Origin of the sequence: Klebsiella sp. P1927, from assembly GCF_018204675.1 — a bacterium.
GTDB classification, from domain to species: domain Bacteria; phylum Pseudomonadota; class Gammaproteobacteria; order Enterobacterales; family Enterobacteriaceae; genus Klebsiella; species Klebsiella pneumoniae.
This window is the reverse complement of sequence record NZ_CP073377.1, coordinates 5,009,954-5,027,517: the sequence shown is the minus strand read 5'-3', so window position 1 is coordinate 5,027,517 and position 17,564 is coordinate 5,009,954. Positions and strand designations below refer to the sequence as shown.

The 17,564-nt window shown below is 57.4% G+C and carries 15 protein-coding genes; 7 read left to right on the top strand and 8 right to left on the bottom strand.

The features are described from left to right. Positions 1 to 31 precede the first annotated feature (31 nt). From hslU to priA, 5 genes are all read right to left on the bottom strand, one after another. Complete coding sequence (hslU, locus tag KB892_RS25025) at positions 32 to 1,366, bottom strand: HslU--HslV peptidase ATPase subunit (RefSeq protein ID WP_002882917.1); 1,335 nt, start codon at positions 1,364 to 1,366, stop codon at positions 32 to 34. Positions 1,367 to 1,375: 9 nt separating this feature from the next. After that, on the bottom strand, positions 1,376 to 1,906 hold the full coding sequence (gene hslV, locus KB892_RS25020) for an ATP-dependent protease subunit HslV (RefSeq protein ID WP_002882918.1): 531 nt from the start codon (positions 1,904 to 1,906) through the stop codon (positions 1,376 to 1,378). Between the two features lie 91 nt (positions 1,907 to 1,997). Beyond that, entirely contained in the window at positions 1,998 to 2,966 is a 969-nt protein-coding gene (gene ftsN, locus KB892_RS25015; protein WP_002882919.1) for a cell division protein FtsN, read from the bottom strand. Positions 2,967 to 3,059: 93 nt separating this feature from the next. Continuing rightward, the gene (cytR, locus tag KB892_RS25010; protein WP_002882921.1) at positions 3,060 to 4,088 is read right to left on the bottom strand and encodes a DNA-binding transcriptional regulator CytR; all 1,029 of its coding nucleotides are present in this window, start codon (positions 4,086 to 4,088) and stop codon (positions 3,060 to 3,062) included. A gap of 150 nt (positions 4,089 to 4,238) precedes the next feature. Next, positions 4,239 to 6,434 carry a primosomal protein N' gene (gene priA, locus KB892_RS25005; protein WP_004151858.1) on the bottom strand — a complete coding sequence of 732 codons (2,196 nt, stop codon included), beginning with the start codon at positions 6,432 to 6,434 and terminating at the stop codon, positions 4,239 to 4,241. A gap of 252 nt (positions 6,435 to 6,686) precedes the next feature. On the opposite strand from priA, the gene rpmE reads away from it, so the two are divergent. Next, positions 6,687 to 6,899: a 50S ribosomal protein L31 gene (rpmE, locus tag KB892_RS25000; RefSeq protein WP_002882922.1), complete on the top strand. Its 213-nt coding sequence runs from the start codon at positions 6,687 to 6,689 to the stop codon at positions 6,897 to 6,899. Positions 6,900 to 7,000: 101 nt separating this feature from the next. Here the strand turns inward: rpmE and metJ are convergent, their stop codons facing one another. After that, a complete protein-coding gene (metJ, locus tag KB892_RS24995; RefSeq protein WP_002882924.1) occupies positions 7,001 to 7,318 on the bottom strand; it encodes a met regulon transcriptional regulator MetJ in 318 nt (105 codons plus the stop codon). A gap of 267 nt (positions 7,319 to 7,585) precedes the next feature. Here metJ and metB point away from each other — a divergent pair, with 267 nt between their 5' ends. Both metB and KB892_RS24985 read left to right on the top strand, forming a co-directional pair. Continuing rightward, positions 7,586 to 8,746 (top strand): cystathionine gamma-synthase, encoded by a 1,161-nt coding sequence (metB, locus tag KB892_RS24990; RefSeq protein WP_002882943.1) that lies wholly within the window; start codon positions 7,586 to 7,588, stop codon positions 8,744 to 8,746. Positions 8,747 to 8,748: 2 nt separating this feature from the next. After that, entirely contained in the window at positions 8,749 to 11,181 is a 2,433-nt protein-coding gene (locus KB892_RS24985; protein ID WP_002882944.1) for a bifunctional aspartate kinase/homoserine dehydrogenase II, read from the top strand. On the opposite strand, the gene KB892_RS24980 is transcribed toward KB892_RS24985, so the two are convergent. Next, positions 11,156 to 12,292 (bottom strand): IS1/IS1595 family N-terminal zinc-binding domain-containing protein, encoded by a 1,137-nt coding sequence (locus tag KB892_RS24980; RefSeq protein ID WP_002882945.1) that lies wholly within the window; start codon positions 12,290 to 12,292, stop codon positions 11,156 to 11,158. The two genes, KB892_RS24985 and KB892_RS24980, sit on opposite strands and share 26 nt — an antisense overlap. 138 nt (positions 12,293 to 12,430) lie before the next feature. Here KB892_RS24980 and KB892_RS24975 point away from each other — a divergent pair, with 138 nt between their 5' ends. Continuing rightward, positions 12,431 to 13,987, top strand: coding sequence for a bifunctional metallophosphatase/5'-nucleotidase (locus KB892_RS24975; RefSeq protein ID WP_002882946.1), 1,557 nt, complete (start codon positions 12,431 to 12,433; stop codon positions 13,985 to 13,987). A 37-nt stretch (positions 13,988 to 14,024) separates the two neighbouring features. Here the strand turns inward: KB892_RS24975 and KB892_RS24970 are convergent, their stop codons facing one another. Further along, positions 14,025 to 14,396 carry a carboxymuconolactone decarboxylase family protein gene (locus tag KB892_RS24970; RefSeq protein WP_002882947.1) on the bottom strand — a complete coding sequence of 124 codons (372 nt, stop codon included), beginning with the start codon at positions 14,394 to 14,396 and terminating at the stop codon, positions 14,025 to 14,027. A gap of 91 nt (positions 14,397 to 14,487) precedes the next feature. On the opposite strand from KB892_RS24970, the gene KB892_RS24965 reads away from it, so the two are divergent. The 3 genes from KB892_RS24965 to KB892_RS24955 all read left to right on the top strand — a co-directional run bounded on the left by KB892_RS24965 (position 14,488) and on the right by KB892_RS24955 (position 17,537). Continuing rightward, positions 14,488 to 15,396 (top strand): LysR family transcriptional regulator, encoded by a 909-nt coding sequence (locus KB892_RS24965; protein ID WP_002882948.1) that lies wholly within the window; start codon positions 14,488 to 14,490, stop codon positions 15,394 to 15,396. Positions 15,397 to 15,624: 228 nt separating this feature from the next. Beyond that, complete coding sequence (metF, locus tag KB892_RS24960; protein ID WP_002882952.1) at positions 15,625 to 16,512, top strand: methylenetetrahydrofolate reductase; 888 nt, start codon at positions 15,625 to 15,627, stop codon at positions 16,510 to 16,512. A gap of 143 nt (positions 16,513 to 16,655) precedes the next feature. Continuing rightward, positions 16,656 to 17,537 (top strand): DMT family transporter, encoded by an 882-nt coding sequence (locus KB892_RS24955; protein ID WP_002882956.1) that lies wholly within the window; start codon positions 16,656 to 16,658, stop codon positions 17,535 to 17,537. Positions 17,538 to 17,564: the final 27 nt, after the last annotated feature.

Genomic DNA, 17,564 nt, shown 5'->3' with positions numbered 1-17,564 from the left:
ATCAACAGTGATGAAAATGCATTGCACCGGATTATAGGATAAAACGGCTCAGATCTTCATCTGCCACCAGAACATCCAGGTGTTTACTCACATATTCGGCATCGATAGTGACGGTCTGGCCGTTCATCTCGCTGGCATCATAGGAGATATCTTCCACCAGGCGCTCCAGCACGGTGTGCAGGCGACGCGCACCGATGTTCTCGGTGGTTTCGTTTACCTGCCATGCGGCCTGGGCGATGCGCTTGATGCCGTCTTCGGTGAATTCGATGTTCACCCCTTCGGTCGCCATCAGCGCCTTGTACTGCACGGTGATGGAGGCATTCGGCTCGGTCAGGATGCGCTCGAAGTCGTGGGTGGTCAGCGCCTTCAGCTCAACGCGGATCGGCAGACGCCCCTGCAGTTCCGGGATCAGATCGGATGGGCTGGCCACCTGGAATGCGCCGGAGGCGATAAACAGGATGTGGTCGGTCTTGACCATCCCATGTTTGGTGGAGACGGTGCAGCCTTCCACCAGCGGCAGCAGGTCGCGCTGTACGCCTTCGCGGGAGACGTCCGGGCCGGAGGTGTTGCCGCCGCGCTTACAGATTTTGTCAATTTCGTCGATAAAGACGATACCGTGCTGCTCTACAGCGTCGATGGCTTCCTGCTTCAGCTCTTCCGGATTGACTAGTTTGGCCGCTTCTTCTTCAATCAGCAGCTTCATCGCGTCTTTGATTTTCAGCTTACGCGGTTTCTGCTTCTGGCCGCCGAGGTTCTGGAACATAGACTGCAGCTGGCTGGTCATCTCTTCCATGCCCGGAGGGGACATGATTTCAACGCCCATCGGCGCCGCAGCGAGATCGATTTCAATCTCTTTATCGTCCAGCTGGCCTTCACGCAGTTTTTTACGGAACGCCTGGCGCGCTGCAGACGGTTCCTGCGACGGCTCAGTCTGGCCCCAGTTGTTCTTCGCCGGTGGGATCAGCACGTCAAGCACGCGCTCTTCCGCCAGCTCTTCCGCGCGGTAACGGTTCTTATCGATGGACTGCATGCGAACCATTTTGATCGCCGCATCGGTCAAATCGCGGATGATGGAGTCCACTTCTTTACCGACATAGCCCACTTCGGTGAACTTCGTCGCTTCAACTTTGATAAACGGCGCGTTAGCCAGTTTTGCCAGACGACGGGCGATTTCGGTTTTACCGACGCCGGTTGGGCCGATCATCAGAATGTTTTTCGGCGTGACTTCATGACGCAGCTCTTCGTTAAGCTGCATCCGACGCCAGCGGTTACGCAGGGCGATAGCAACAGAACGCTTGGCGGCGTCCTGACCGATAATGTGTTTGTCCAGTTCGCTGACAATTTCGCGTGGGGTCATTTCAGACATGGGAGATCCTTACGCTTTAGAAGGTAATTCTTCGATGGTGTGGAAATGGTTGGTATAGATGCAGATATCACCTGCAATATCCAACGCTTTCTCGGCGATGTCGCGCGCGCCCATATCGGTATTTTCCAACAGCGCGCGGGCCGCGGCCTGGGCGTAAGGACCGCCGGAGCCGATAGCAATCAAATCGTTTTCCGGCTGTACCACGTCACCGTTACCGGTGATGATAAGCGACGCGTTTTCGTCCGCGACGGCCAGCAGCGCTTCCAGTTTGCGCAACATCCGGTCAGTTCGCCAGTCTTTGGCCAGCTCAACGGCGGCCTTCACCAGATGGCCCTGGTGCATTTCCAGTTTACGTTCAAACAGTTCGAACAGCGTGAAGGCGTCGGCGGTGCCGCCAGCGAAACCGGCAATCACTTTGTCGTTGTACAGACGACGCACTTTCTTCACATTGCCCTTCATCACGGTGTTGCCCAGCGTGGCCTGGCCATCACCGGCAATAACAACATGGCCGTTACGGCGAACACTTACAATTGTAGTCACGAGCAGACCCCTTGGTTGCAAAAGCGGAACAGGGGCCCCGCGCTGTCCGCGGGGCCGAATGCAATTATAGATGGGGGGGATTTTGAGGGTTTCAACCCCTGGCGGCGAGACGAATGCAGTTCGCGTGTCCAGCCATCTTCAGGCGGGTGATCATCTCGTTGGCGCTTTCTTTGCCTTTCAACGGGCCAATAACCACGCGGTTCCAGCCGTTGTTAGTGGTAATGTGCGAAGCAAACCCTTCGAAAGCCAGCTGAGCGCGGACGGTTTCGGCCTGCTCGGCGCCTTTAAAAGAGCCGCACTGGATCATCCAGCTACGATCGTCTTTCTTCTCGGCGGTGGTTTTCGGCGCTTCTTCCACCCGAGTTACCGGCGCCGCGGCCTGGGTACGCGGCTGCGTGGTATTGGTATGCGCTGGCGTCTGCAGCAGATCCTGGTACGGCTGCTGGTTTGACGCGGTCTGCTTCGGTTGTTGCTGCTGAACCGGCTTCGGCTGCTGAACGCGCGGCGGCTGCTGTTGGACGGTCTGCGCCTGAGTCTGCGCCCACTGTTGCTGCTGCGCCTGCTGCTGTTGCTGCGCTAAACGCTGACGCTGAAGCGTCTGCTGGCGCTGCGCCGGCGTTTGTTCGTTCCACGGCACTTCGGTCAGCTGGGTCGGCTGCTGGCGCATATCGGCCTGCATCTGGGCGAGCAGCTGGCGCTGCTCGTCGGTCAGCTGTTCCGGTTTCATGACTTCGCCACCGGCGGTCGGTTCGGTCGGCGCGCGGACGCCAGGCTGGCGGCTTTCCAGCTCTTTAATATAGCGCCAGCGCTCTTCCGGTTTGGGCGGCAAGCCGTTGCCGGCGGCCTGGCGATTTTGCATCGCTTCCGCTTCTTCTTTCTTATGATGCGTAATGAAATAGAGGCCACCGATAAAGGCCACCAGCACAGCCGCCGCGATCGCCACCATCGCCGGTGAAATCGCCGGAAGGCTGCTTTGCTTATTCCTTGAGCTTCGGGTCGTGCTCTTTTTGCGCCGCGAAGAAGCCGGTTGGCTGCGGCGTACATAATCTCGTTGTGCCACTATCGTTTCGCTGTCTTATATTCGTTCGTCAGCCCGCCATGTTACTTAAGCGGCGGGCCTTTGACCAGAAGAGCAGGCCCGAAAGCCTGATGGTTATCGTCTGATTTTTTGCGTACTGCCGCGAACAATCAGTTCGCAATCGAGCAGACGCGAGCCGCTGTTCACGTTATGCCCCTGCATTTGCTCCAGTAATAGCAGCATTCCTTCACGGCCGATATCAAACCGTGGCTGTGAAACCGTGGTCAACGGCGGATCGCAAAATTCAGACAACGCGATGTTATCGAAGCCGACAATTGACAGGTCGTCCGGCACTTTCAGACCGCGACGTTTTGCCAGCGATAAGGCGCCCAGCGCCATCACATCGCTATGGCAAAAGACCGCCGTGGGCGGCACCGGCTGCGCCAGCAGCTGCTCCAGCGCATTGGCGCCGGCTTCGAAGGTAAAGTTGCCGCGAGCAATATAGTGCGGATCGACGGTGATACCGCTGCGGCGCAGCGCCTGCACATAACCCTGCAGGCGATAATGGCACAACGGCATATCTTCCGGGCCGGCGATACAGCCGATACGCTGATGTCCCAGCTCGTGGAGATAATTTACCGCGTTAAAGGCCGCCGTCAGGTTATCGATATGGACGGTGGGCAGCTCCAGCTCCGGCGCAAACTCATTCGACATGACCATTGGCGGCAAATTGCGCTGCTCTTCCACGCTGGCGTCAAACGGCAGGCGCGAGCTGAGCAGCACCATGCCGTCGATCTGCTTGGTGATGATAAGGTCGATAAAGGTTTTTTCTTTCTGATTCTGGTGGGCGCAATCGCCGATTAACACCAGATAGCCGTGCTCGGCGGCAGTGACTTCAATACCGCGGATCACTTCACTAAAGAAGGGATCGCAGATATCCGGGACGATCACGAGGATCGTCCGCGATTCGTTGCGCTTCATATTGCGTCCGAGCGACTGCGGTAAATAGCCGACTTCCAGCGCCGCCTGCTCGACCCGGTTACGGGTGGCTTGCGACACCTTATCAGGGTTCATCAACGCTCGGGACACGGTTGCCGTGGAAACGTTTGCCTTGAGGGCGACGTCTTTCATGGTGGCGGCAACCACTTGTTTTTTGGGCTTCACCTGGTTTCTCCTCGCTGAATGGCGCTGGCATTTCCCTTGGGCGCTAACTGCTGCATCATTTTTATCAGATAGTCGCGGCAGTGAGTTACAGAATTTTCATGAAAAACGTGATGCTTGTTAAATTTTTCGATCCGGCTCGCAAGAGAAGGCTTATCCTTCAATCGGATCGACATCCAGCACCCACTTCACTTTTCTCGCCTCCGGAAGCGTATTGATCAGCGCCAGCGTACCGCTAACGATATGTTGCAGACGCACCCGCGAAGGATGCTGCAGCAATATTTGCCAGCGCCAGCGGCCGCCGCGCTTTGGCGCCAGCGCCGGAACCGGACCGAGCACCCATAGCTTTTCGTCGGCCAGCGGGCTGGCCTGCAGCAGATTGCGCAGCTGTTGTAAAAACAGCGGCGCCTGCTGGTTGTTATGGTCTTCCGCACGAATCAGCACATGGCTGGTCCACGGCGGCAGCTGCATCGTCTGCCGCTCTGCCAGCGCCTGTTCGGCAAAGGCGTCGTAGCCTTTATACAGCAGGGTCTGCAGTAGAGGGTGTTCCGGATGGTGGGTTTGAAGAATGACCTCGCCCTGTTTTCCTGCCCGGCCCGCTCGTCCGGAGACCTGGGTATAAAGCTGAGCGAAACGCTCTGCGGAGCGGAAATCAGCGGAAAACAGCGCCCCGTCGACATCCAGTAGGGAGACGAGAGTGACGTCCGGGAAGTGGTGCCCTTTGGCCAGCATTTGGGTGCCAATCAGAATACGCGCCCCGCCGCGATGGACGGCGGCGAGATGCTCCTCCAGCGCTCCTTTGCGGCTGGTGGTATCGCGGTCGATACGCGAGATAGGCACCTCAGGGAACAGCGGCGCCAGGGCCTGCTCCAGCTGCTCGGTGCCGATCCCTACCGGCACCAGATGCGTGGAGCCGCAGGAAGGACACTGGCGCGGGATCGGGCGCTGGCTGTCGCAATGGTGGCAGCGCAGATGGTGCTGCGCCTGGTGCAACGTATAGTAACTGTCGCAGCGCGGGCATTCCGCTATCCAGCCGCAATCGTGGCACAGCAGCGCTGGCGCAAAGCCGCGGCGGTTAAGAAACAGGATCACCTGGTTATCCGCTTGCAGGTGCTGGCGCATACGGCTAATCAGCGCGGGAGACAGGCCCGCCTGCAGCGGTTGCCCTTTGAGATCGAGCACGTGCTGCTGGGCCGGGCGCGCATTGCCCGCGCGTTTGCTTAAGGTTAACTGGCGGTATTTACCCTGGCGGACGTTATGCAGAGTCTCCAGCGCCGGCGTCGCCGAGCCGAGAATTATCGGGATCTGCTCGCTGTGGGCGCGCCATACCGCCAGGTCGCGGGCATGGTAGCGCCAGCCTTCCTGCTGCTTGTAGGAGCTGTCATGCTCTTCGTCGATGACGATGACGCCGAGATCTTTAAATGGGGTAAACAGCGAGGAGCGGGTGCCGATCACAATGGCCGCTTCGCCATTTTTCGCCTTCAGCCAGGCCGAGAGACGTTCGCTGTCATTGAGCCCGGAGTGCAGCACTTCCACCGGCGCGTTAAAGCGCTGGCGAAATCGGGCGATGGTTTGCGGCGTCAGGCCGATCTCCGGCACCATCACCAGCGCCTGGCGCCCCTGCGCCAGCACATTCTCCAGCACGCTCAAATAGACTTCCGTTTTCCCGGAGCCGGTAATACCCGCCAGCAGCCAGGCGGAGAAACGATCGGCGGCGCTGTGGATCGCCCCGACGGCGGTGGCCTGCTCGGTATTCAGGCGCAGGCGTTCGCCGGCAACCGAATACGCGCTGCGCCAGTCGGTGAGGGCGGGCGCTTCGCAGGCCAGTTCCGCCAGCCCTTTGCCGCGCAGCGCCTGCAGCGCCGCTTCATTGAATTCCAGTTCGCCAACCTGATGACGCCAGATTTTGCCCTGGCGCAGCGCCGCCAGCGCCTGCTGCTGCTTCCGGGAGCGTTTCAGACCGTTAAGGTCGACAACCTGCCCCTGCTCGGTGGCGAACCAGTACCACAGCGGCGTGGCGCTGGCGGGTTTGCCCTGGCGCAGCATAACGGGTAATGCATGGAACAGCACATCGCCGATCGGGTGATGGTAATACTCAGCCGCCCACATCAGCAGTCGCCAGACAGTCGTGGAGAAGACCGGCTCGTTGTCCAGCGCTTCGGCGACCGGTTTTAGCTCATCCAGCGGCAGTTCGCTGCGCTCGCTCACCGCCGCGACAATGCCGATCCGCTCCTGTTTGCCGAACGGCACCCGCACCCGACAGCCCGCTTTGACCGCCATGCCTTCAGGCAGCAGGTAGTCAAAAGTGCGCGGTAGCGGAACGGGTAGGGCAACGTGGGCGACGGACATGTCATCTTCCTGACTTGAAATCTGGCGGGATAGTATACACATTACGATAAGGCGGCGCGGATCAGTTTGCATATGCTGGTCAAATTCTGTATGATTCGCCGCCTTTGATGCGCTTTATATCGCATTGAAGATTGACCATTACCGCGTGCTTCACGCTGTCAGCAGCGTAGAAGGCGACGGGAAATTACTAATATCGCGTGGTGTCTGGCGTTAGGGCTGGAAGAGCGACGCGGCCTTAACTGAGGTTCTCCCATGAAAAAAGGTATTCACCCAAATTACGACGAAATTACTGCTACCTGTTCTTGCGGTAATGTCATGAAAATCCGCTCCACCGTTGGTCACGACCTGAACCTCGACGTGTGCGGCAAATGCCACCCGTTCTTCACCGGCAAACAGCGTGATGTTGCTACCGGTGGCCGTGTTGACCGCTTCAACAAGCGCTTCAGCATCCCGGGCAGCAAGTAAGTTGCCAGAAGAAGCCGCCTCAGGGCGGCTTTTTTGTCTCTCCCGCCTGCCTGGGCGGGAAAGAAAAAAGGGCGGAAGATTATTCCGCCCTTTTTATCGTCTCAGTATTCCCACGTATCCGGGTCGATTCCCAGTTCACGCATAATCGCTTTCGCCGCTTCCGGGATCTCATCGCTGCGCTCTTTACGCAGGTCTTCATCGTTAGGCAACGGTTGTCCGGTAAAGGCATGCAGAAACGCTTCGCACAGCAGCTCGCTGTTGGTCGCGTGACGCAGGTTATTCACCTGACGACGCGTGCGTTCATCGGTGAGGATTTTTAACACCTTCAGAGGAATGGAAACCGTAATTTTCTTTACTTGTTCACTCTTCTTACCGTGCTCAGCGTATGGGCTGATATATTCGCCGCTCCATTCAGCCATGAGATACCTTAATCCTCTGTTTATTAGTGAAGGGCCAGAATATTCCGCCCGGGCTATAATTGCGCGTAGTTTACCGTATGCGCGGGCTTTCTGACATGAGATAAGCCGCCGACGACGTGCGCTAATGCATATAATTTTAACGGCTATTTGCACTTTGCTCAATCTATACGCAAAGAAGTTTAGATGTCCAGATGTATTGACGTCTATTGTGACAATGATTACTCTGGAGCCTGACTTTTCACCGATTCAGCCCAGGAACTTCCCAACATGACGCGTAAACAGGCCACCATCGCAGTGCGTAGCGGTTTAAATGACGACGAGCAGTACGGTTGCGTTGTCCCGCCGATTCACCTCTCCAGTACCTATAACTTCACCGGCTTTAATGAACCGCGCGCCCACGACTACTCCCGTCGTGGCAATCCGACGCGCGATGTGGTGCAGCGCGCCTTAGCGGAGCTGGAGGGCGGCGCCGGCGCGGTGCTGACCAATACCGGAATGTCGGCGATCCTGCTGGTGACGACGGTGTTCCTTAAACCGGGCGATCTGCTGGTGGCGCCGCACGACTGCTACGGCGGCAGCTACCGTCTGTTCGACAGCCTGGCGAAGCGCGGCTGCTATCGCGTCCAGTTTGTCGATCAAAGCGATGAGCAGGCGCTGCGGGCGGCGCTGGCGGAAAAACCGAAGCTGGTGTTGGTGGAAAGCCCAAGTAATCCATTGCTGCGGGTGGTGGATATTGCGAAAATCTGTGGTCTGGCGCGTGAGGCCGGGGCAATTAGCGTGGTGGACAACACCTTCCTGAGCCCGGCGTTGCAAAACCCGCTGGCGCTGGGCGCCGATCTGGTGCTGCATTCCTGTACCAAATACCTCAATGGTCACTCCGATGTGGTGGCCGGGGTGGTGATTGCCAAAGATCCAACAACTGTCACCGAACTGGCATGGTGGGCGAATAATATTGGCGTCACCGGCAGCGCCTTCGACAGCTATCTGCTGTTGCGCGGGCTGCGGACGCTGTCTCCACGGATGGAAGTGGCGCAGCGAAATGCCCTGGCGATCGTTGAGTATCTGAAAACCCAGCCGCTGGTGAAAAAGCTGTATCATCCATCGCTGCCGGAAAACCAGGGGCATGAAATTGCGGCGCGTCAGCAAAAAGGTTTTGGCGCAATGTTAAGCTTCGAGCTTGACGGTGACGAGCAGACGCTGCGCCGTTTTCTGAGCGGGCTGTCGCTGTTTACACTGGCGGAATCGCTGGGGGGCGTTGAAAGCCTGATTTCCCATGCGGCAACGATGACGCATGCCGGCATGGCGCCTGAAGCGCGTGCCGCCGCCGGAATTTCAGAAACGCTCCTGCGTATATCGACCGGTATTGAAGATGGTGAAGATTTAATTGCCGACCTGGAAAATGGCTTCCGGGCAGCAAACGAGGAATAAAGATGAGTGTGATTGCGCAGGCAGGGGCGAAGGGTCGTCAGCTGCACAAATTTGGTGGGAGTAGTTTAGCGGATGCGAAATGTTACCTGCGCGTCGCGGGGATCATGAAGGAGTATTCGCAGGCGGGGGATATGATGGTCGTCTCCGCCGCTGGCAGCACCACCAACCAGCTGATCAGCTGGCTTAAGCTTAGCCAGAGCGATCGCCTTGCTGCGCATCAGGTTCAGCAGTCGCTTCGCCGCTATCACACCGAGCTGATTGGCGGTCTGCTGGAGCCTGCGGCGGCGGATACGTTGATAGCCGCCTTTATCCACGACCTTGAGCGTCTGGCTGGTCTGCTGGACGGCGGGGTTTCCGAAGCGGTCTATGCGGAAGTGGTCGGCCATGGGGAAGTGTGGTCCGCGCGCCTGATGGCGGCGGTTCTCAACCAGCTGGGTATGGAAGCCGCCTGGCTGGACGCGCGCGCGTTCCTGCGCGCGGAACGCGCCGCGCAGCCGCAGGTGGATGAGGGATTATCTTACCCACTGCTGCAGCAGCTGATGGCGCAGCATCCTAACAAACGTCTGGTGGTGACCGGCTTTATCTCCCGCAACCAGGCCGGCGAAACCGTCCTGCTGGGCCGTAACGGGTCTGACTACTCTGCCACCCAGATCGGCGCGCTGGCGGGCGCCTCCCGGGTCACTATCTGGAGTGACGTTGCCGGGGTGTACAGCGCGGATCCGCGCAAGGTGAAAGACGCCTGCCTGCTGCCGCTGCTGCGTCTGGACGAAGCCAGCGAGCTGGCGCGCCTGGCCGCGCCGGTGCTCCATGCCCGCACGCTACAGCCGGTTTCCGCCAGTGATATCGATCTGCAGTTACGCTGCAGCTACACGCCGGAACAGGGTTCCACGCGCATTGAGCGCGTGCTGGCCTCCGGTACCGGCGCACGGATTGTCACCAGCCATGACGACGTCTGCCTGGTGGAGTTCCAGGTGCCGGCCGGTCACGATTTCAAACTGGCGCATAAAGAGCTGGACGCTCTGCTCAAACGCGCCCAGCTGCGCCCGTTAGCCGTTGGCGTCCATGCCGACCGTAAGCTGCTGCAGTTCTGCTATACCTCCGAGGTGGCCGACAGCGCGCTGAAATTGCTCGATGAAGCCGGTCTGCCGGGCGAGCTGCGTCTGCGTCAGAAGCTGGCGCTGGTGGCGATGGTGGGCGCGGGAGTCACCCGTAACCCGCTGCACTGCCACCGTTTCTGGCAGCAGCTCAAAGGGCAGCCGGTGGAGTTCACCTGGCAGTCTGAAGAGGGGATCAGCCTGGTGGCGGTGCTACGCGCCGGGCCGACGGAAAGCCTGATCCAGGGGCTGCATCAGTCCTTGTTTCGCGCCGAAAAGCGTATTGGCCTGATGCTGTTCGGCAAAGGGAACATTGGTTCCCGCTGGCTGGAGCTTTTCGCCCGTGAACAAACTACGCTCTCGGCGCGTACCGGTTTCGAGTTTATTCTCGCCGGCGTAGTCGACAGTAAACGCAGCCTGCTGAATTACGACGGGCTGGATGCCAGCCGGGCGCTGGCTTTCTTCAACGATGAAGCGGTGGAGCAGGATGAAGAGTCGCTGTTCCTGTGGATGCGCGCGCACCCGTATGATGATTTAGTGGTGCTGGACGTCACCGCCAGCGAACAGCTGGCCGACCAGTATCTTGATTTTGCCAGCCATGGCTTCCACGTCATTAGCGCCAACAAGCTGGCGGGCGCCAGCAGCAGTGATAAATATCGTCAGATCCACGACGCGTTTGAGAAGACGGGGCGCCACTGGCTATATAACGCCACCGTGGGCGCCGGCTTGCCGGTGAACCATACGGTGCGCGACCTGATCGACAGCGGCGATACTATTCTCGGCCTGAGCGGTATCTTCTCGGGAACGCTCTCCTGGCTGTTCCTGCAGTTCGATGGCACCGTGCCGTTCACCGACCTGGTGGATCAGGCGTGGCAGCAGGGGCTGACCGAGCCGGATCCGCGCGTCGATCTGTCCGGTAAGGATGTGATGCGTAAGCTGGTGATCCTCGCGCGGGAAGCGGGCTATGACATCGAACCGGATCAGGTGCGTGTGGAATCACTGGTGCCGGCGCACTGTGAAGAGGGGTCGGTCGATCACTTCTTTGAGAATGGCGAAGAGTTGAACGAGCAGATGCTGCAGCGTCTGGAAGCGGCCCGCGAGATGGGACTGGTGCTCCGCTACGTGGCGCGCTTTGATGCCAACGGCAAAGCACGCGTCGGTGTGGAAGCGGTACGCGAAGAGCACCCGCTGGCGGCGCTGCTGCCGTGCGATAACGTGTTTGCCATCGAAAGCCGCTGGTATCGCGATAACCCGCTGGTGATCCGCGGGCCAGGCGCCGGGCGCGATGTGACCGCCGGGGCGATCCAGTCGGATATTAACCGCCTGGCGCAGCTGCTGTAAGCGTCGCGTTATACTCTTGAACCAGTGAGACCACTATTTGCGTTACGCGCCCTGCGGAATACAGGGCGCTCTGCGCAAACGCGGGTCTGTTTTTCAGCCATATTGTAAACCGTCGGCTGGCCGCAAGGTCTGGTAGAAAGGCGTTCTCTTCTGCAGTGCCGGCAAGCCGGCAGACCATTTTCTGATTCTCTTCCTGCGTCCAACGCTGCCATGAATTTTGCCACCAGCCATGATGGGTTTTCCCCTGTAGCTGCCACGGAGCCGGGCTGGCTGGGTTCCTTATCTCTTCTTCCACATACCATAGATCGCCTTGCCGCTGACGAAAAAGCGGCGCCCAGGCAACGATCGCCGCGCCGCGTAAAAAGCATTCATGCGCAATAACGTGCGTTTTCACCTCTGGAAACCGCTGGCTGAGCAGTTTGAAATGACCGTGCGCGGCGATAACCGGGCGCAATATATTGCCGCGGGCATGGCGCTTTTGCATTGCGCTGCCGTACTGGATTTCATCGAACTGACTGCGTTGTAAAAAGCGCATTTCAGTGAGAGAAATACGTTGAATAATATCGTCAGTCTCCTCCCTGTCGGCTTGTCCGCCGCGCCAGTGATAGCGTAATGATTCGCCTACCGCGAAAGGAGTGAAATTAGAGGTAAGATGAATAACATTACCGCGCACGGCATCAAAGCTTAATAAAAAATAGAGCTTTTGCCCGGCGGCATTACCCTGGAATAGCGCTATCAACGGTACGCTGCAAATACGTCGTGGGGCTTCAATTGGGGCGATGTGTGGGAATTTTGGCGTCCAGACCTTTTTACAGTGGCGGCACTGAAGGCGTTGCGTACCCTGCGGATTGCGGCCGTAGCGAATAATATCCCGCTGATAGCATACCGGGCAAAAATAGCCGTAGCGGCGGGCATGATCCGTCAGATAAGCCGCCAGCCAGGGGCGGAATTCCCGTTCGTTAAACAGGGGGGGATAGCTGCCGCAGGCTGCGCAGTAGAGCGCCGGGTAGCCCAGCCGAAAATTCGGGAAATGATACTCAGCCGCAGACGGTAAACCTAAATTGCGGCAGCCAAAAGTTTTACAGGCGTTAATGGTAAAGAGAGTATCCACTGGCAGGTCAATACCAACGATTTTTACAGGTCGTTAATTTTGTCCTGCTCAGGTTGCATACAACTGTGAATGCTCTCACATAAAAAAGTCTTTCAGAACGTAACTTAGCGGTTCTTTATCACTCTGAAAGGAACTCCGATGAAACTAAAAACAATGAGCGCAGCACTTCTGTTAACTTTGCCTTTCTGGGCCTGCGCCAAAGATGTCACCATAATTTATACCAACGATCTTCATGCCCATGTCGAACCTTATAAAGTGCCATGGATTGCGGATGGTAAACGAGATATTGGCGGTTGGGCGAATATCACGACGATGGTGAAACAGGAAAAAGCGAAAAATAACGCGACCTGGTTTTTTGATGCCGGAGATTATTTTTCCGGGCCTTACATCAGTAGCCTGACGAAGGGCAAAGCGATAATCGATATTATGAATACGATGTCCTACGATGCGGTGACTATCGGTAATCATGAGTTCGATCACGGCTGGGATAATACGTTGCTTCAGCTTAGCCAGGCGACATTCCCGATTGTTCAGGGCAATATTTTTTATCAGAACAGCGATAAATCGTTCTGGGATAAGCCCTATACCATTATCGAAAAAGATGGCGTGAAAATTGGCGTGATTGGCCTGCACGGCGTGTTTGCTTTTAATGACACCGTTTCTGCCGCGACGCGAGTGGGTATCGAAGCGCGCGATGAGGTGAAATGGCTACAGCATTATATCGATGAACTTAACGGTAAAGTGGATCTGACCGTGGCCCTGATCCATGAAGGCGTCCCGGCGCGTCAGTCGAGCCAGGGGGGAACCGATGTGCGTCGTGCGCTGGATAAAGATATTCAGACTGCGGGTCAGGTGAAAAGCCTGGACGTTTTAATTACCGGCCATGCTCACGTTGGCACACCGGAGCCCATTAAAGTGGGTAATACGTTGATCCTTTCTACCGATAGCGGCGGCATCGATGTGGGTAAACTGGTGCTGGATTATCAGGAGAAACCGCACCAATTCACGGTGAAGCACTTTGAGCTGAAGACGCTTTATGCCGATGAGTGGAAGCCTGATCCGCAGACAAAACAGGTCATCGACGGCTGGAATAAGCAACTTGATCAACTGGTGCAGCAGGTCATTACACAATCGCCCGTTGAACTGACCCGTGCGTATGGCATCTCTTCGCCGTTGGGCAATCTTGCCGCTGACGCCTTGCTGTTGGCAGCAGGTAGGAGTACGCAGATGGCGTTAACCAACTCGGGCGGGATCCGGAATGAGATCCCCGCCGGGGCGGTGAGCATGGGCGCCGTTATCAGCACCTTCCCATTTCCCAACGAGCTGGTCACCATGGATCTAACCGGGAAGCAGTTGCGTAGCCTGATGGAGCATGGCGCCGGGTTGAGCAACGGCGTGCTGCAGGTCTCCCGGGGACTGGAAATGATGTATGACAGCAGCAAACCTGTGGGCCAGCGCGTTGTGTTATTCAGGCTAAACGGTAAACCGATTGACGATACGACGGTTTACCATATTGCCACCAACAGCTTCCTTGCAGATGGCGGCGATGGTTTTGTCGCGTTTACCGAGGGGCAGGCGCGTAATACCTCCGGCGGCTATTACGTTTCAAATGCGGTCGTAGACTATTTCAAAGCCGGGCAAAAGATAACGGATGAGCAGCTTAACGGGCAGCGCGTTGTCGATGTGAAGAAATAAGTTTTTAAGGCCGGGCAGTCAGCCCGGCCTTAAGCGATCAGTGGGCCGCAAATACCGCCCTGGCGGCAAACAGGCCGTTGAGGGCCGCCGGGAATCCGGCATAGACTGCCATCTGCATGATCGCTTCCGTAATCTCCTCTTGCGTCAGGCCGACGTTTAATCCCGCGGCAATGTGTACTTTCAGCTGTGGCTCGGCGTTACCCAACGCCGTGAGCGCGGCGATGGTGGCGATTTCCCGGCTGCGTAAATCGAGCCCTGGCCTGGCGTAAATATCGCCGAAGGGGAACTCAATCAGATAGCGGGCGAAATCGGGGGCGATATCCCGCAGGCTGTCGACGACAGCTTCCCCGCCCTTACCATCCACCCGCTGAAGCATTTCCTGACCGATGATATAACGTTCGCTGGACATCGTTTTTCCCTCTCTGTGATGGTGCGTTAAGAGGAAGGGTAGGGAAGTGTGCCGGACTTGAGTAATACCCTTTTCGTGATACCTTTTCAGTATGACAACTTCAAGATTACATTCTCTGGATATTCGCCTGCTGCGCGCCTTTGCCGTGGTAGCGGAGGAAAATAACATCAGCCGGGCGGCGCAGCGGTTATTTATCTCGCAGCCGCCGCTGACCCGCCATATCCGCCATCTGGAAGCGCAGCTGGGGGTGACGCTGTTTCAGCGCCATAGCAAAGGCCTGATCCTGACCGACGCGGGTAAAGAGGTGCTGGAGATGATTCAACCTCTGCTGGCGCTCCAGGAACGCACGCTGGCGGCATTGAGTGAGCTCGCCGTTCACTCGCCGCAGGCTCTACGTCTGGGCGTGACGACGGCCTTCGAACAGGGCATTTTCGCCGCCGTTGAGGCTGCGCTGAGCGAACATACCCGCGCGTTGCATATCACCCGCCACGCCTCACCGGCGCTGGCTCAGCAGGTACGCAAAGGCAAACTCGATGCGGCGCTGGTCGCGCTGCCGCTCAATACTGAAGGGCTGCACCTGCACCCATTGCCGTATCATGAGCCGCTCATTGCGGCATTACCGGCCTCCTGGCCGGAAGCCGGCAGGCCAGGGCTGACGTTAAGCGCGCTCAATCATCGGCCGCTGTTCTGGTTTAAACGCGAGCGTAATCCTGGTTTCTTTGACTACACGCGCCGCATTTTCGACCGGGCTGGCTATGCCCCGACGTATGTGGAAGAGCCGGCCGAGCATGATGTGCTGCTGGCGCGTATTGCGCGCGGGGAAGGCATGATCCTGCTGCCGGCGTCCTTTTCCGCGATTCAGCGTCAGGGGGTGGCGTTCTGCCCGGTGGCTGAGGGCGACGCGATGCCGTTAAGCCTTGGGGTGATTTATCCGCCTCACCAGGCAGAGTCCGTGCAGCAATGGCTTTCTCTGCTGGATGGCATTCTGGCGACTGGCTAGTCTCAGGCTGACTCGCGAGCCACCTTATATTGCCCACCGAGCCGCTTCCTGTGCGTGGCCAGGTGATCGGAAGATGAAATTTTTTCATGTAGGTGACCTATTCCTCACTCTTTACGCAGATTTTTCTATTGACGCCCGCGCGCTTTTCCGTCATTTTTACATCTGGACGTCTAAACGTATAGAAGTTCGCAATATAACAGCCATTACATGCGATTGATGAGGTAAGGTATGAGCTTTTTTCACGCCAATCAGCGGGAAGCCCTGAATCAGAGCCTGGCGGAAGTCCAGGGCCAGATTAATGTGTCTTTTGAATTCTTTCCGCCGCGCACCAGTGAAATGGAGCAAACCCTGTGGAAATCCATCGATCGCCTGAGCAGTCTGAAACCGAAGTTTGTTTCGGTAACCTATGGCGCGAACTCTGGCGAGCGCGATCGCACCCACAGCATCATCAAAGGCATTAAAGAGCGAACTGGTCTGGAAGCAGCGCCGCACCTGACCTGTATCGATGCCAGCCGCGATGAGTTGCGCACTATCGCTCAGGATTACTGGAACAACGGTATCCGCCATATCGTCGCCCTGCGCGGCGACCTGCCGCCGGGCAGCGGTAAACCGGATATGTACGCCGCCGATCTGGTGACGTTGCTGAAAGAGGTAGGCGATTTTGATATCTCTGTCGCCGCGTATCCGGAAGTGCATCCGGAGGCGAAAAGCGCGCAGGCGGATTTACTGAACCTGAAACGCAAAGTAGAAGCAGGGGCCAACCGCGCGATCACCCAGTTCTTCTTCGATGTGGAAAGCTACCTGCGTTTTCGCGATCGCTGCGTCTCGGCAGGCATCGACGTGGAAATCATTCCCGGTATCCTGCCGGTCTCCAACTTTAAACAGGCGAAAAAGTTTGCGGATATGACCAATGTCCGTATCCCGGTGTGGATGTCAAAAATGTTCGAAGGGCTGGATAACGACGCCGAAACCCGTCAACTGGTGGGGGCGAATATCGCCATGGACATGGTGAAGATCTTAAGCCGGGAAGGGGTCAAGGATTTCCACTTCTACACCCTGAACCGCGCCGAGATGAGCTACGCCATCTGCCATACGCTGGGCGTACGCCCGGCCTGAGTTTTCATTAACGTTTAGTGCGATGGCGAAGCCGGTATTCGCCATCGCTTTTTTTTGCCCAAAACGCTGATACAGGTCAGGGGAGAGCAGAAGATAAAGCGCGTATAGTGCCAGCCTGATAATTGACAGGGATGGGTTATGCAATGGCAAGGAAGAGCGATCCACTGGCGTTTGGCGGTTTGGCGTTATTAACGCTGATCTGGAGCTTTAGCTGGATCGCGATGAAGCAAGTGACGAGCTATATCGGCGCTTTTGACTTCACGGCGCTGCGCTGTATTTTTGGCGCCGTGGTGCTATGGATAGTGATGTTGATCCGCGGTAAAGCGCTCAAGCCGACGCCTTTCGGCTACACCCTGGCGATCGCGTTATTGCAAACCTGCGGCATGGTCGGTCTGGCACAGTGGGCGCTAATGAGCGGTGGCGCCGGTAAAGTGGCGATCCTGAGTTATACCATGCCATTCTGGGTAGTGGTGATGGCCGCGTTATTCTTAGGTGAGCGCATGCGGCGATGGCAGTATATCGCCATCGGGGTGGCATGCGTGGGCCTGATACTCGTACTTCAGCCTTGGCAACTCGATTTTACCTCCCTGAAAAGCGCCTTGCTGGCGATCCTCTCCGGCGTGAGCTGGGGGGCAGGTGCGATCGTCGCGAAGCGTATGTATACCCGGTATCCGCAGGTTGATTTGCTGGCACTAACGACATGGCAGATGCTATATGCCGCCGTAGTAATGAGCGTAGTGGCCTGGCTCGTCCCGCAACGAGCGGTAGACTGGCAGCCCGACGTTTTCTGGGCCCTGGCTTACAGCGCAATCCTTGCAACGGCGCTGGCCTGGAGTCTGTGGCTTTTTGTACTGCGTAATTTACCGGCAAGTATAGCCGGTCTGAGTACGCTGGCCGTACCGGTCTGTGGCGTGCTATTTTCCTGGTGGCCACTACATGAAAATCCAGGAAAGGTGGAAGGTTGTGGCATTGCGTTGATAGTACTGGCGTTGGCGATGATCAGTATCAAGAGACGAGGGGCATAGCCTGCTCCGGCCTGCAGAGATGCATAA